The 14,466-nt window shown below is 45.1% G+C and carries 13 protein-coding genes; 10 read left to right on the forward strand and 3 right to left on the reverse strand.

The window, feature by feature from the left end; translation table 11 throughout:
- Window positions 1-254: 254 nt before the first annotated feature.
- Entirely contained in the window at window positions 255-1,337 is a 1,083-nt protein-coding gene (gene pdxA, locus ACTXGL_RS12880) for a 4-hydroxythreonine-4-phosphate dehydrogenase PdxA (RefSeq protein WP_443527186.1), read from the reverse strand.
- A 297-nt stretch (window positions 1,338-1,634) separates the two neighbouring features.
- On the opposite strand from pdxA, the gene dnaB reads away from it, so the two are divergent.
- The 3 genes from dnaB (at window position 1,635) to argF (ending at window position 5,459) form a co-directional block, all read left to right on the forward strand.
- Window positions 1,635-3,038 (forward strand): replicative DNA helicase, encoded by a 1,404-nt coding sequence (gene dnaB, locus ACTXGL_RS12885; protein ID WP_319051943.1) that lies wholly within the window; start codon window positions 1,635-1,637, stop codon window positions 3,036-3,038.
- A gap of 177 nt (window positions 3,039-3,215) precedes the next feature.
- Window positions 3,216-4,322, forward strand: a complete 1,107-nt coding sequence (gene alr / locus ACTXGL_RS12890) for an alanine racemase (RefSeq protein WP_443527143.1) — start codon at window positions 3,216-3,218, stop codon at window positions 4,320-4,322.
- Window positions 4,323-4,535: 213 nt separating this feature from the next.
- Window positions 4,536-5,459, forward strand: a complete 924-nt coding sequence (gene argF / locus ACTXGL_RS12895; protein WP_057760398.1) for an ornithine carbamoyltransferase — start codon at window positions 4,536-4,538, stop codon at window positions 5,457-5,459.
- Between the two features lie 137 nt (window positions 5,460-5,596).
- On the opposite strand, the gene rpiA is transcribed toward argF, so the two are convergent.
- Window positions 5,597-6,256 carry a ribose-5-phosphate isomerase RpiA gene (gene rpiA, locus ACTXGL_RS12900; protein WP_443527144.1) on the reverse strand — a complete coding sequence of 220 codons (660 nt, stop codon included), beginning with the start codon at window positions 6,254-6,256 and terminating at the stop codon, window positions 5,597-5,599.
- 285 nt (window positions 6,257-6,541) lie between these two features.
- On the opposite strand from rpiA, the gene ilvA reads away from it, so the two are divergent.
- The 7 genes from ilvA (at window position 6,542) to ACTXGL_RS12935 (ending at window position 12,857) form a co-directional block, all read left to right on the forward strand.
- On the forward strand, window positions 6,542-8,095 hold the full coding sequence (gene ilvA, locus ACTXGL_RS12905; RefSeq protein WP_443527145.1) for a threonine ammonia-lyase, biosynthetic: 1,554 nt from the start codon (window positions 6,542-6,544) through the stop codon (window positions 8,093-8,095).
- A gap of 253 nt (window positions 8,096-8,348) precedes the next feature.
- Window positions 8,349-8,771, forward strand: a complete 423-nt coding sequence (locus ACTXGL_RS12910) for an RNA-binding S4 domain-containing protein (protein ID WP_443527146.1) — start codon at window positions 8,349-8,351, stop codon at window positions 8,769-8,771.
- A gap of 205 nt (window positions 8,772-8,976) precedes the next feature.
- On the forward strand, window positions 8,977-9,474 hold the full coding sequence (locus tag ACTXGL_RS12915) for a low molecular weight protein-tyrosine-phosphatase (protein ID WP_443527147.1): 498 nt from the start codon (window positions 8,977-8,979) through the stop codon (window positions 9,472-9,474).
- Window positions 9,475-9,675: 201 nt separating this feature from the next.
- The gene (gene murB, locus ACTXGL_RS12920) at window positions 9,676-10,716 is read left to right on the forward strand and encodes a UDP-N-acetylmuramate dehydrogenase (protein WP_443527187.1); all 1,041 of its coding nucleotides are present in this window, start codon (window positions 9,676-9,678) and stop codon (window positions 10,714-10,716) included.
- Window positions 10,706-11,494 carry a YdcF family protein gene (locus ACTXGL_RS12925; protein WP_443527148.1) on the forward strand — a complete coding sequence of 263 codons (789 nt, stop codon included), beginning with the start codon at window positions 10,706-10,708 and terminating at the stop codon, window positions 11,492-11,494. The genes murB and ACTXGL_RS12925 overlap by 11 nt, the downstream gene beginning before the upstream one ends.
- 125 nt (window positions 11,495-11,619) lie before the next feature.
- A complete protein-coding gene (gene ccoS / locus ACTXGL_RS12930) occupies window positions 11,620-11,892 on the forward strand; it encodes a cbb3-type cytochrome oxidase assembly protein CcoS (RefSeq protein WP_319051934.1) in 273 nt (90 codons plus the stop codon).
- An 86-nt stretch (window positions 11,893-11,978) separates the two neighbouring features.
- Complete coding sequence (locus ACTXGL_RS12935; RefSeq protein ID WP_443527149.1) at window positions 11,979-12,857, forward strand: sulfite exporter TauE/SafE family protein; 879 nt, start codon at window positions 11,979-11,981, stop codon at window positions 12,855-12,857.
- A gap of 210 nt (window positions 12,858-13,067) precedes the next feature.
- Here ACTXGL_RS12935 and ACTXGL_RS12940 read toward each other — a convergent pair whose 3' ends face one another.
- Window positions 13,068-14,222, reverse strand: a complete 1,155-nt coding sequence (locus tag ACTXGL_RS12940; protein ID WP_443527150.1) for a DEAD/DEAH box helicase — start codon at window positions 14,220-14,222, stop codon at window positions 13,068-13,070.
- Window positions 14,223-14,466 lie beyond the last annotated feature (244 nt).

Genomic DNA, 14,466 nt, shown 5'->3' on the forward strand with positions numbered 1-14,466 from the left:
AAATGACACTATACATCAAATGCCCAGCCTGTCTAAGTGACAATATAAAGAAAAATGGTTTCAAAAGCTATACCCCAAGGAAACCAGCTATTTCACCTCTCAAACCCATTAACAGACTACTCAAAACAGACCGATATAATGAAACCACTTATATTAGGTCGTATTTGATTATTCATAAATAGGCATTGTTCGCACCAGAATCATCAAGTACGACGTGAACAATACCTATAAGGCAATGCATCATAAAGAAGGTATCAGCTAGTAAGCGACTTATCCGCCATCTCATTAGCCATATTCAATGCTTGGTATAAACTCGTCGCACTCGCCCCGCCCCGTCCTGCCAAATCTAGCGCCGTACCATGATCGACAGAGGTGCGGATATAAGGCAAGCCCAAGGTTAGATTAACCGTATCGCCAAAACCGTGCGATTTGAGTACAGGTAGTCCTTGGTCATGATACATAGCAATGACCGCATCGCAATTGGCGAGATGCCTAGACGTGAATAGCGTATCTGCGGGCATCGCCTCTGATATATTGACACCTGCATCGATAAATTCTTGCAAGACTGGATTGATAATATCAATCTCTTCACTTCCCAAATGTCCACCCTCGCCTGCATGTGGGTTAAGACCGCATACCAAGATACGAGGCTGTGCAAGACCGAATTTCTCTCTCATATCATCGATGACGATTTGTACCGTTTGGCGCACATTGTCTGCAGTGATGGCAGCAGGTACATCTTTTAGCGCCAGATGCGTAGTGACCAGCGCCACTTTCATCGCTTGGTTGGCAAGCATCATCACAACTTTATCACAGCCACTTTGCTGCATAAAAAACTCGGTATGACCGCTAAACATAGTGCCATCCAATAATTTAATACCAGCATCTATGAGCGCCGATTTTTGCAAGGGACCTGTGATGATAGCGGCGACTGTTTCATTTACTGCTAGCTGATGAGCAATATCTAACTGCCTAGCCACCATTGCTGAATTGGCAATATTGATTTGTCCGCCCACAACTGATACTGCACAAGGAATGTTAAGAATGATAAAAGCACTATCAGCATCTATATCCTGCTGTGGTATTTGCTTGACCGTATTCATATCAACATCATTTGCATTGACATCAATGGTTTGCCAAGTAGGTGCTTTTATCAGTACGCCAGCAGCAATAAGCTCATCTGCTCGTACTTGCATCGCGCTTGCATCGGCGATCACCCACATAGGGCGATCAAAATCTTGTAGCTTGCCCTCTGCCGCCAAACTCAATACGACATCCATGCCAATACCTGCAGGCTCACCAGTCGTGATTAATAATGGACGTTTTTCTGCTGTCATAGTCATAGCTTTATTTTCCATAAATTTTTGATTTTATTATATTTACCGTGAATACTTTCAGTTTTTACGTCTAGGTACTGTGTATCACTTCTTACTTTACGCATAACAACTGCTGTAGATTTAGTTGCTTACCCAGCCTAAAAAATCACATTATGTGTTAAACTTTCGCTTCTGATTGTAGCATTTGCAGGCAAATCTCAAACCATGTTTTGGTACGTCTATCGTAGAGGTGTGCCATATCTGTTTTGCACTATCACCGACACTTTTCTTATACCCATTTTGACTCATTAGGCACTCATGGCAGAAAACGATAAAACCGACGACTTACTGAATCAGACACCGCCGCACAATATCGATATTGAAAAGGCATTGCTCGCGTCTTTGATGAGTATCGAAGAGGCGTATGACAAGATTGCCGATATCGTCACCAAAGATGACTTTTATGCGGGGCGACATCAATATATCTTTGATGCCGTTGCCCATCTGGCAGCCGTGAATGAGCCTTACGATACCGTTATGGTACACGACTGGTTAGAGGCGCAAAAGCTACTCAAAGGCGCAGGTGGTGATAGCTACTTGGCCGATATTTTGAGCCAAAGTCCGGCGACGTTGTTCAACTTGACCGCTTACGCTCAGCGTGTGCGTGAGCTATCGACCCTGCGTCAGCTGATTACTACGGGTAATGACATGCTGACCCTGGCCTATAATCCAAAAGACCAAAGCGTCAGTGATATCTTGGACAATGTCGAGGGCAAGATATTTAGTATTAATGAGCAGCATAATAAGCGCGCTGAACAACGTGGCCCTGTTGGCATTACCTCTGTACTTACTAATGTCATTGATAAGATTCAAGAGCTAAAATCTAACCCTGACGGCATGATTGGGTTGCAGACACCATTTGCTGAGCTGAATAACAAAACACAAGGTTTGCAAGCGGGCGATCTAATTATTGTCGCGGCGCGTCCGTCTATGGGTAAAACCACTTTTGCGATGAACTTGGCAGAAGGGATTTTGTTTAATGAAGATTTGCCCGTTGTGGTGTTTTCGATGGAGATGCCTGCCGAATCTATCGTGATGCGTTTGCTGTCCTCGTGGGGCGCGATTAACCAGACGCACTTGCGCTCTGGGCAAATGAATGAAGATGAATGGGCAAAGATGATGAATGCCATTCAGCATTTGCAATCAAAGCACTTATACATTGATGACAGTACTGCCCTGCCACCGTCTGAGATGCGCTCTCGCTGCCGACGTATCGCCAAAAACCATGACGGTCGTTTGGGTGCGATCGTGGTCGATTACCTGCAGCTCATGAAAGTGCCTAGTCTAGATGGTAACCGTGTGGGCGAGATTTCTGAGATTTCTCGTAGTCTAAAGGCACTCGCACGTGAGCTTGAGTGCCCAGTGATTGCACTATCGCAGCTTAACCGCAGTCTAGAGAATCGTCCGAACAAGCGACCTATCATGTCGGATCTACGTGAATCTGGAGCGATTGAGCAGGATGCCGATTTGATTATGTTCATCTACCGTGATGAGGTTTATAATGAAAACTCAGACCACAAAGGTGTGGCTGAAATCATCATTGGTAAACAGCGTAACGGCCCTATTGGTACTATTCGCTTGGGCTTTGAAGGGCAATTCACGCGCTTTATCAATCTAACGCCAGAGTACTATCAAGGCGTTAGCTTTGAGAATGACGAGTAACCAGTCTTATAAATATCGGATTGATAATACTAAGCCTTGTGAAGATTAAGGCTCAGTTGCAGCTTAACAAATAGTTTTTAATGTTTAGTGTTTAATAACATGGCCAGTGCCGCATCAGCCCAATTGATGCCGCACTGGCTTTATCACTTCATAATTCTACTTACAAAGAAGGCGATTATGCGCACCATCACTATAAAACCAAAAGCCATCACTCATAACCTTAACGAAGTAAAAAAGCGAGCACCGCAGTCCAAAGTATTAGCCATGGTCAAATCTAACGCGTATGGTCATGGTGTGGCGGCGGTCTTACCAGCACTACAGCAAGCGGATGGCGTTGGGGTCGCAACTTTGACTGAAGCGCTAGAAGTCAGACAGCTAGGCTGGAACAAAACAATCGGTCTCGTAGAAGGCGCCTTTAGCGCTGATGAATGGCAGCAAGCGATTGAGCATGATATTAGCTGCGTGATTCATCATGAACCACAGTTGGAATGGGCACTACAAAATGTCCCGCCAGCCAATAGTGCAACCAGCGTGGTTTGGCTCAAATACAATACGGGTATGAACCGTTTAGGTTTCAATGCTGAGGGTGTTTTATCAGCAGCCAAGTGCCTGCATGACGCTGGCTATCAATTGATCCTAGCCACGCATTTTGCCAACGCTGATGATCATGACCATCCATTAAATGCCATGCAAATTGAGCGTTTCTCAAGCGTGCTAGCGACTCTAAAAGACACCATTAGCCCAGATATCAAAGGCTCATTGTGCAATTCTGCTGGCATTGTTAACTTTTCAGAGCACCACTATGACTGGGTCCGTCCCGGTATTATCCTATATGGTAGCTCGCCTGTGACAGATAAGAGTGCGCAGACTTTAGATTTACAGCCAGCAATGGATTTCAGTGCGCAAATCATGGCACTACAGACGGTCTGTGCCAATGATGCTATCGGCTATGGCAGCCGCTGGCAAGCGCAGCAAGACACCCGAACGGCACTCGTTAGTGTCGGTTACGGGGACGGCTATCCACGTGTGGTTAATGACGACGCTTATGTCACAGTCATCGATGCCAATAGCAATCAGAGCTACCGCTGTCCTGTAGTTGGGCGTGTAGCGATGGATATGATTGTCATAGACGTCAGCAAAGCACCAGAAAGTCTGGCTTTGGACAGTACCGTTACCCTCTGGGGCGATACGCCACGTGTCGATGAGGTTGCGGGACATGCTGGTACGATTAGCTATGAGCTGCTATGCCGCCTAAGCATACGCCCGAATCGTATACAGGCATAATGATCAGAACATGCTTGAGTTTGATAATTTTTTGGCTTACCGAATCATTTTTAGTCTAGCTTGCAGGCTATTTAATCTTGGTAAAATTGCACGTTTACATTGAAAGTAAATACGCTATACTAAAAGTTTGTTGTCAACCCAGTATACGCCCTGACGCGATACTATTGAACCCTGATGACGTTTCACTGACTGCGATCGACTGCTAGGATTACTATGAGTTTGCGCCATTTTTTAACTTTATCTGATTTAACCAAACAAGAACTAGAAAACCTGATCAAACGTGCAAGCGAATTGCGTAAGATGCAACATGCAGGCGAGATATATCAGCCTTTTGTTGGTCGTACGCTTGGTATGATCTTTGAAAAATCTTCTACCCGCACCCGTATTTCTTTTGAAACGGGTATGGGGCAATTTGGCGGTAACGCTATATTTTTGTCACCCAATGATACTCAGCTCGGTCGCGGCGAGCCACTAGAAGACTCCGCTCGCGTGATTTCTAGCATGGTTGATATCATTATGATTCGTACCTTTGGTCACGAAAAAGTAGAAACCTTTGCTGAATATTCAAGCGTACCTATTATCAATGCATTGACCGATGACTACCATCCTTGTCAATTGCTCGCTGATATGCAGACGTATTATGAACATCGCGGCAGTATCGAAAACAAAATCGTCACGTGGGTGGGTGATGGCAACAACATGTGCTCATCATTCATGCAAGCGGCTAACCAGTTTGGTTTTGAGCTGCGCGTGGCAGCGCCTTATGGATTTGAGCCTGATCCAAAGCTTATGGAGCGTTTCTCACACTGTGTGAGCTTGGTAGAAAACGTCCAAGATGCGGCAAAAGACTCCAACCTCATTGTCACCGATGTATGGGCAAGTATGGGACAAGAGTCAGAACAAAACACCCGTGCACGTCGTTTTGCCCCTTATCAAGTGACGCCGTCTCTATTGGACAAAGCCGACCCTGAAGTGGTGTTTATGCATTGCTTGCCCGCCCATCGCGGCGAAGAGATTTCACATGACATGCTAAACGATCCGCGCTCTGTCGTCTGGGATGAGGCCGAAAACCGTCTACATGCGCAAAAAGCATTGATGGAGTTTTTACTAAAAGACAAAATCAAACTACCTGCCTAGCTTAAACCAGCCTGTAAAAAGCTAGTAAGGTAAATGATAAGATAAGTTATTAATACGTTCAGAAACAAAAAAGCCGTCCAGATTTGGACGGCTTTTCTATTTGAATAAAAGCTTGAGATTATATTCTTAAGACTGTATTAGCGTGTAAGTGTCGTCACGCCATTTGCCCCAGCTTTTAATAGCACATCCGCTTGATTGGCCGCAAAGATACCATTACAGACCACACCTACGATATTATTCAGCTCTTTTTCTAGCGCGATTGGATTACTGACATCCAAGTCATACGTGTCTAAGATAACGTTACCATAATCGGTGACAAAGTCTTCACGGTATACAGGCTCACCGCCCAATTTGGCTAATTGACGTGCGACATAAGAGCGAGCTTGTGGCAGTACTTCAATCGGTACTGGAAACGCGCGACCTAGTATATCAACGCTTTTACTATCATCGACCATACACACAAACTTGTTAGAAGCTGCTGCGACGATTTTTTCGCGAGTCAGCGCACCGCCGCCGCCTTTGATAAGTTGCAAATGCTCATTGACCTCATCAGCGCCATCGATATAAATGTCTAACGTACCAGCAAAATTTAAATCGACGATGTCGATACCAAGCGCACGCAGCTTATCTTCTGTTACCTGTGAGCTGGCAACCGCGCCAGCAAGCTTTAGTTGCGGCAATAACTCAATCAAACAGTTGACCGTACTCCCTGTCCCTACCCCAAGTATCATATCGTCTTCGATATAGCTTAGGGCAGCGCGGGCCGCGGCTTGCTTTTGTGCTTGCTGATCACTCATCATAAATCCTTGGAAAATAAACGTATGGTCTTAAAAGAAGTAAAATGCGCGGCTATTATAACCGATGCTATTAACGGATGTTAGCGCAATCCTAATTCTAATGTATTGTCGTGCATTTTAGTCATGTGGTTTGATCGTAGCTTACAGATGTTGATCACACAGCTCTACGTCATACCTATTCAGGCATGAAACCCTAAGAAAACTGCAATTGAGTCTTGCAAGATACTCAAAATCAGCATAGGCTAATCTATTTCATTTTTATATTCATTCTGTTTAGGGATTACTATGCTGTCACACTGGGTACGAGCCATACTACAAGCCACCGTCTATGACGTTGCTATTCAAACACCACTTGAAACGGCACCCAAGCTGACCCAACGTTTTACCAACGACATTCGTTTCAAACGTGAAGATTTGCAGCCCGTTAAATCATTCAAATTGCGCGGTGCCTACAACCGTATTAGTCAGTTGAGCGACGAGCAAAAAGCGCGCGGCGTCATCTGTGCTTCAGCAGGTAATCATGCGCAAGGCGTGGCTTACTCTGCACGTAAACTGTCGCTAAACAATATCATTGTTATGCCAACCACTACCCCTGATATCAAAGTAGATGCCGTCAGAGCACTGGGCGGCAATGTGGACCTGCATGGTGATAGCTTCGATCAGGCAAACCGTTATGCGATTGACCGTGCTGAGCGTGAAGGACTCACCTTTATACCGCCGTATGATGATGAGTTGGTAATCGCAGGACAAGGCACCATCGGTCTTGAGCTGACCCAGCAGTGGCGCAATATGGATTATGTATTTGTTGCCGTCGGTGGCGGCGGTCTGATCTCAGGTGTTGCCGCATTTTTGGGAGAAGTGGCGCCGCACGTCAAAGTCATCGCAGTAGAGGCCGAACAGTCAGCCTGCCTAAAAGCAGCACTGGAAACAGGTGAGCGCGTCAAACTTGAGCAAGTCGGATTATTCGTTGATGGTGTGGCAGTCGCACAGATTGGTGAGTTGCCTTTTAACGTTGTGCGTACGCAAAAGAGCGATAACTCAGGTCCCATCGTTGAACCTGAAGTCATCACTTGTACCAATGATGAAGTCTGCGCCGCTGTCAAAGACATCTTTGAAGAAAATCGCAGTATCGTTGAGCCTGCTGGCGCATTGTCAGTGGCAGGTATGAAAAAATACATTAATGCCAACAACCTACAAGGTAAGAACTGCGTGGGTATCGTGTGCGGTGCCAATATGAATTTTGACCGTCTACGTTATATCGCTGAACGTACAGAAATCGGTGAGAAAAAGGAAGCCATCTTTGGGGTTACTATTCCTGAAACAACGGGTGCTTTCTTGAACTTCTGTCGCAGCCTACATGGTCGCAATATCACTGAGTTTAACTACCGTGCTGACAGCAAAAAATCACCAGACTCTATGGAACCTGCCTCTATATTTGTTGGTATTGCGCTAAAAGAGGGCGAAAAAGAGCGTCAAACCATCAGTGGTCAGCTGGCAGACGATGGTTATATCGCTCATGATCTGACCGATGATGATATCGCCAAGTCGCATATTCGTCACTTGATTGGTGGTCATGCCAAGGTCGAAAACGAGCAGTTACTACAAGTAATATTTCCAGAACGACCGGGTGCACTGCTTACTTTCTTAGAAAAGCTGGGTGATGACTTCAATATCACGCTTTTCCATTATCGCAATCATGGTGCTGCTGAAGGTCGTGTATTGGTCGGACTGCAAGCATCCGAGGGTAACTCACGCCAGCTACAAGATGCTCTCTTGGATATTGGTTACGACTGTACGACGGTCAATGACAACATTGGCTATCAACTATTCTTGAGATAATGCGTTCATGAAGTGACCCTCTAAGATTACTTTCCTCAAATGATTTACAAAAAGCGACCTTTCATATGATTGGTCGCTTTTTCCATTGTGATATTTAATCCTGAGTATCGTAATCATAGTTATAACCATAACCATAAAAATCAGCTTTATAAAAACCAAAGTCATAAATGCCCATTTGCAAATATCAAAGTTGCCCTAATATTATTTGTATAAAGACATAAATCGATATAAAAACGAATGCAAAAGGATGATTATGAAGAAAAATCCCGATACTAACAGTCAAGCACTGGTCAAAATTCGTCTGGACAAATGGCTGTGGGCAGCAAGGTTTTATCGTACCCGCACGCTTGCCAAGCAAGCTATTGAGAGCGGACGTGTTCACTACGGTGGTAGTCGCGTAAAAACCAGCAAAGAGATTTCGGTGGGCGATGAGCTAACCATTCGCCAAGGTTCAGCGACCGCTATGACCGAAAAGACAGTCGTCGTCGAGGCGCTATCTGCACAGCGCGGTAACGCTAGCGCAGCTGAGGTACTCTATTCGGAGACCAAGGAGAGCGAGACGCGGCGCGCCTATTATGCTGAGCAGCGTAAACTTGCCAACCTCGCTCGCCCTGATAACAAACCCAATAAAAAAGAACGCCGTGATTTACAACGCTTTAAAAATAATCAGGATTGATATACGGTCACACCCATATTAGCTGCTCCCATAAACATAGACATACAGCCATTCTTTAATGACGCTATTGTCTAGTCTCTACCCTTGCCATTCAAGGTATTAAGCGTTACGCTAGTAGCTGATTTAATCAATGACATGCTAATAAAAGTCGCATTAATAATGCTAGACTCTTATAGCATGTTTTTTTGTTATAGAAGGTCATATTATGCTGATGAAAGCCTGTACTCCCTCTTCCATACTACTGGTTTGTTTGGGAAATATTTGTCGTTCACCCACCGCTGAGGAAGTTTTTCGTCAGCAAGCGGCCATTGCTGGGTTATCGATAAAAATAGACTCAGCAGGCACCAGTGACTCACATGTCGGTGATACGCCCGATGCACGTTCACAGCGCCATGCCAAATCTCATGGCTATAAAATCAATAAATTAGTGGCACGCCAAGTTAGTGCCACTGACTTTCGAGATTTTGAGTTAATTTTGGCAATGGACTCACAGAATTTGGCTGACTTGCAAGCTATTAAAGACGGTATCACAGAGACAACGGACGACTTGGCCAAATTAGCACTATTCAGCGAAGAAGATCCTACCTATTGTGGCAGCGATGTGCCAGATCCTTATAAAGGGGAAAGTGATGACTTCGAAGAAGTAATCGAGCGCATCGAATCAAGCGCACAAGCTTGGATCGAGAGTTGGAAAGCCTGCTAGTCATAAAGTCTGTATTTCTACGACTTTTGCATGCGCTATCCTTTATAATGAACAGTTTGTCATTTGTTATTTATTTGCCATATAGGCTATGTTATGACCCAAGCTCTACGCCTTGATCTCGACGCTCAAACCACGACCACAACTGATTGCGCAGTGAGCGTACTGTCCAATCGTTCAGTTGATTTGTCCCATAGCAATACAATGGCACTGGCATGCGCGGCTGATTTTGCAGTGACGTTGACAGATGAGGCGCAGCTTGATGACTTTATGGCATCTGGTACCGAGGCTACGGCAGATGATCTTTCACTATTTGTGTTGTCTGGCGGTAGTAATGTCTTATTACCAGCATCGTTAAATGCGGTGGTCTTGCAGCCAAATATGCGCGGTATTCATGTGACTGCTCAAACCGAGCATTATGTAGATATTGAGGTAATGGCTGGTGAAAACTGGCATGATCTAGTTGTATATACAGTCAATCAAGGCTGGTATGGGCTAGAAAACCTTGCACTGATACCAGGTCTGACTGGTGCAGCACCAGTACAGAATATCGGTGCTTATGGGGTGCAGCTAGAGGACCGCTTACAGTATGTACGTGCGTATCATTTACCCAGCAAAACGTGGCACAATCTATCGACTACCGACTGCGATTTTGGCTACCGTGACAGTATTTTTAAGCGTGCGCCAAATACGTGGCTAATTAGCCGTGTGGGGTTTAGACTACATACCGACCCAACCAATATTCTAGCCAGCTATGGCGATGTCCAAACCGTGGCGCAGCGCTATGCTGAGCAGCAAGATCGCAAGCATCCTACTCCTATTGATGTGATGCAAGCGATTATAGAGATTCGTCAGCAGAAACTGCCAGACCCCAAACAGCTGCCAAATTGTGGTAGTTTTTTTCAAAATCCTATCATTGATCAATCTCAATTTATAGCACTGCAAGCAATCTATCCTACCATCGTTGGTTATCCGATGCCCGATGCTATGGTCAAAGTTGCTGCAGGTTGGCTCATCGAGCAAGCAGGTCTAAAAGGTGGTGGTATCACGCCTATTTTTACGCATAAGCAGCAAGCACTTGTACTTACCAATCACGCCCCTTACCAGGCAACGCAAGCAGATGTAGCAGCCGCCCAGCACTATATTGCCGAGCTTGTATATGAAAAGTTTGCTATTCAGCTATCACGTGAGCCAGTTTGGGTAAATGCTGATGGCTCGATTGGACACGATGAGCATGTGGTCTAAACAATCATGGTCTAAACGCTTGTGGCGAAACTATTTACGTTCAGCTGAACGAATGCTCAAGCTGTTTCGCATCATTAATATTACTTTTATACTAGGCTCGACGTCTATTATTTTAGTATTGATTAGTTTGTTCACCCCCCTATTTTCGCAAGCGGTTGTTTATGTCTTTACATTACTACCCCTACCCAAGATACCGCCTATCGCTACAAGCTCCCCGCCTACTGCTTACGTGGTGCTAGGTGGTGGCCTAACCAATGACAATAACAATCAAATCATTCTCAATCGCTATAGCCTGAATCGTGCACGCACTGCTGCAGGCGCTTATCACGATCTTCCTTTACCTATAGTACTCAGTGGTGCTGAAGCACCTTGGCTCGGACAGTGGCTGATTGAGCATGGTATCGATGGGCTAATAAGTGAAAACGCCAGTATGAATACTTGTGAAAATGCACGCTTTACGGCCAAACGGATTCCGCTACATCACGTTTATCTTATTACCGATAGCTATCATATGGCACGTGCCCGCAGGCAATTCGCTTTGAATGGCATCAACAGCACACCGCTAAGCGCGCCATTGCCAGTTAAGCGCGACTGGATGAAACCTGCACAAAACCTTACTCACTCACGGCGCGCAGTCTATGAAGTCGCCGCCTACCTGCGTGATGTGATACGGCCACAGATGGACTGTCGCCTCGCCGATGATGTGACCTCGCAGCAGTTGATGACGCCAAGAGGTCGTCCGACAAAAGAGTCTGATGAAATGAAGCCTGATGAATAAGCCTCTACACGGTCATATTGCTGGCTTGCTACTGTCTAAGAGCTTGCACCAATCACTACGGATCATCCCATACCTCTGAGATGGGTGTATAATAATAAAAGACACTGCTATTTAAGAGATTCGCCATGCTCAGTATATTTTTGTTAATTCCGCTAAGTCTTATGCTGTTTGTGGTTGCTATTTGGGCAGTGCGTTATGCGGTAAAATCAAATCAATTTGAAGATTTGGACAATGCATCACAGCGTATAATATTAGATGACCGTCAAGAGCGCAGGCAAACCATGCATGCTCATGATCACTCAACGCAGCCTCAGACATCTGAGGAGCCAATAGCGTTAGATGACAATGTTGACACAGACGGGGTTCATTCTAATAGAGATACAAGCCCAAAAAACTAAACTTCATTCATACATTATGATGATCTTTCGTTAGACCATAACCGTGCCTGTAGACACAGCATGTATAACTTTTAGGAGAGGTATCCATGACTATAGCTTTACTTATTGCAGCGTTGCTGATGGGGTTTTTTGGCTCGCCGCATTGTTTGGGTATGTGTGGCGGCCTTGTGACAGCATTCGGTCTGTCTATGAAAGACGTTAGCCCCACCAAACGCCGCGCTTTGGTTGCTACCTATCATCTGGGGCGTCTGAGTAGTTACGCTTTGCTGGGTTTGGTCGCAGGCTTTATTGGTATTACCTTATTAGAGCCGCTAATGAAAGGCAATAGCATGCCGCGTATCTTGTTGGGCATGATACTCGTTTTTGTCGGTGCGACCATGCTAGGTGCACCCTTTTTGACCAAGCTTGAACGTTTTGGTATGCGTTTTTGGCAGTACTTAAGCCCGCTTCGTCAAAAGGTATTTCCACTCAATACATTTCCGCGAGCACTCACTGCTGGTCTGCTATGGGGATTTTTGCCTTGTGGCTTAGTGTATGGTGCCCTACTGATTGCCGTGGTCGCTCACAATCCGCTAAGCGGTGCGGCATTAATGTTCGTGTTCGGCTTAGGGACTATACCGATGCTGGTGGCAACGCATGAGACCGTCGGCTGGTTACGTGACAAGATTGGGCGCTTTCGTCTAAGACAGCTAAACGGCGCTATCATGGTGCTCTCAGGGTTGGCGGTGGCCGTCGTCCCTATCGCTATGACAAGTATGCATGGCGGACACGGAGGTGGTCATGCACAAATGGATCATGGTAGCCACTCTACTATGATGTCTGAGACAGACATCCATGACATGAGTCAAATGGATCACGACATGTCCAATATGGATCATAGTATGCATGATATGGATATGGACCACGATCCAGACATGGGGCATAATACGGATGATGACACTGCGTCTATGCATCATGCCCATTGATTTTACATCTGTATCAGAATGATATTTGATTGCATTATTTGCATAAATAGCTATTAGTCGTTATGTAAAAGCAATCGCATAAAAAGCCCTCGATATCTGCGTGATATCGAGGGCTTTTTATTTTGCATGAGGCTTATTTTTCATTAGGTTGATTTCTAACGTTACTTATTTTTGATGATAATGATCTAAGTAGTTTTCAACTCATAGCAACTATTCTTGCCACTGTTCAAGCGAAAATTTAGTCTCTAAATGCTTCTCTAGTGCTGGTATGTTAAACGCATCATCTTCGCTAACAAAGCTGATACTAATACCGGTTTGTCCAGCACGGCCAGTACGACCAATACGATGCACGTAATCATCTGGCTGATCAGGTAAGGTATAGTTGACCACGTGACTGACATCATCAACATGTATACCGCGCCCTGCAACATCCGTTGCTACTAGAATGGAAGCATGACCATCCTTAAAACGCTGCAAATATTTCTCACGTTTTTGCTGAATCACATCACCTGACAACATAACAATCTTATGGTCTTGACGCAGTTTGTGATAAAGACGCTTAACTTGGTCTTTACGATTGGCAAACACAATGACTTTTTCAACAGTTTTATCGCTGATAATACGCTTTAGGGCTTCTAACTTCTGATCTTCTGTCAATAAGTAAAAATGCTGATCAACCAACTCGCTGGTCTTGTGCTCTGGTTCGATTTCAACGAACTGTGGCTCATGTAACCAGCGATAGGCTAAGTTCATGACATCTTGGTTAAAAGTGGCAGAAAACAGTAAGCTTTGACGATCAGTATTAGCCGGCATACGGCCTACTAGGCGTTTGATATCAGGAATAAAACCCATATCTAGCATACGGTCTGCTTCATCTAGTACCAACACCTCTACTCGGTCAAGATAGACCATGCCTTTATTGGCAAGATCAATCAGACGACCTGGCGTTGCTACCAAAATATCAACGTATTGACGCTCAAGCTCATGCTGCTGAGTTTCGTAGTTCGTACCGCCCATAATACAAACACTATGCAGTGACGTGTACTTGGTCAATGCTATACAGTCATCAAATATTTGCTGAGCAAGCTCACGTGTCGGCGCCATAACCACTGCACGTGGCTCACCCAAATAGCGCTCTTCATCGGTAGTAAAGGGACGCTTGAGTAACGCCTCCATAATGGTCAGCAGAAATGTTGCTGTCTTACCTGTACCCGTCTGTGCCTGTCCGATAGCGTCTTGATTTGCTAGTGTATGCGGTAGGATTTTTGCTTGGATAGGGGTTAGTTCCGTAAAACCCAAATCACTTACTGCACGCAAAGTCGCGGTTGAAAGTGGCAAATCAGTGAACGTTGTAAAATTACTCAAAAAAATATCCTTTTAAATTTATTGATTGTATCTCACCAATCACAAGTCAGCTCACGATAAATCTCTATGCTGCTACAAGCGTGACCAGTAATGATAGCCACGTTGTCTCTATAAATAACTGTCAGACATATAGGCACAAAAAAAGCCAAGCCCGACACCTGACCTACCAAATATGCTGCCGTTAACTCAACATGGTAAGACAAGATGGGCTTGACTCAGTAGTATATCAGTAGTTCGTACAGAC

Source organism: Psychrobacter sp. T6-6 (assembly GCF_052258185.1).
Taxonomy (GTDB): Bacteria; Pseudomonadota; Gammaproteobacteria; order Pseudomonadales; family Moraxellaceae; genus Psychrobacter.

Excerpts from the sequence above, each read along its gene's own strand:
- pdxA (WP_443527186.1), bottom strand. The coding sequence starts at position 1,337 with ATGACAGCAGAAAAACGTCCATTATTAATCACGACTGGTGAGCCTGCA.
- dnaB (WP_319051943.1), top strand. The coding sequence starts at position 1,635 with ATGGCAGAAAACGATAAAACCGACGACTTACTGAATCAGACACCGCCG.
- alr (WP_443527143.1), top strand. The coding sequence starts at position 3,216 with ATGCGCACCATCACTATAAAACCAAAAGCCATCACTCATAACCTTAAC.
- argF (WP_057760398.1), top strand. The coding sequence starts at position 4,536 with ATGAGTTTGCGCCATTTTTTAACTTTATCTGATTTAACCAAACAAGAA.
- rpiA (WP_443527144.1), bottom strand. The coding sequence starts at position 6,256 with ATGAGTGATCAGCAAGCACAAAAGCAAGCCGCGGCCCGCGCTGCCCTA.
- ilvA (WP_443527145.1), top strand. The coding sequence starts at position 6,542 with ATGCTGTCACACTGGGTACGAGCCATACTACAAGCCACCGTCTATGAC.
- ACTXGL_RS12910 (WP_443527146.1), top strand. The coding sequence starts at position 8,349 with ATGAAGAAAAATCCCGATACTAACAGTCAAGCACTGGTCAAAATTCGT.
- ACTXGL_RS12915 (WP_443527147.1), top strand. The coding sequence starts at position 8,977 with ATGCTGATGAAAGCCTGTACTCCCTCTTCCATACTACTGGTTTGTTTG.
- murB (WP_443527187.1), top strand. The coding sequence starts at position 9,676 with ATGGCACTGGCATGCGCGGCTGATTTTGCAGTGACGTTGACAGATGAG.
- ACTXGL_RS12925 (WP_443527148.1), top strand. The coding sequence starts at position 10,706 with ATGTGGTCTAAACAATCATGGTCTAAACGCTTGTGGCGAAACTATTTA.
- ccoS (WP_319051934.1), top strand. The coding sequence starts at position 11,620 with ATGCTCAGTATATTTTTGTTAATTCCGCTAAGTCTTATGCTGTTTGTG.
- ACTXGL_RS12935 (WP_443527149.1), top strand. The coding sequence starts at position 11,979 with ATGACTATAGCTTTACTTATTGCAGCGTTGCTGATGGGGTTTTTTGGC.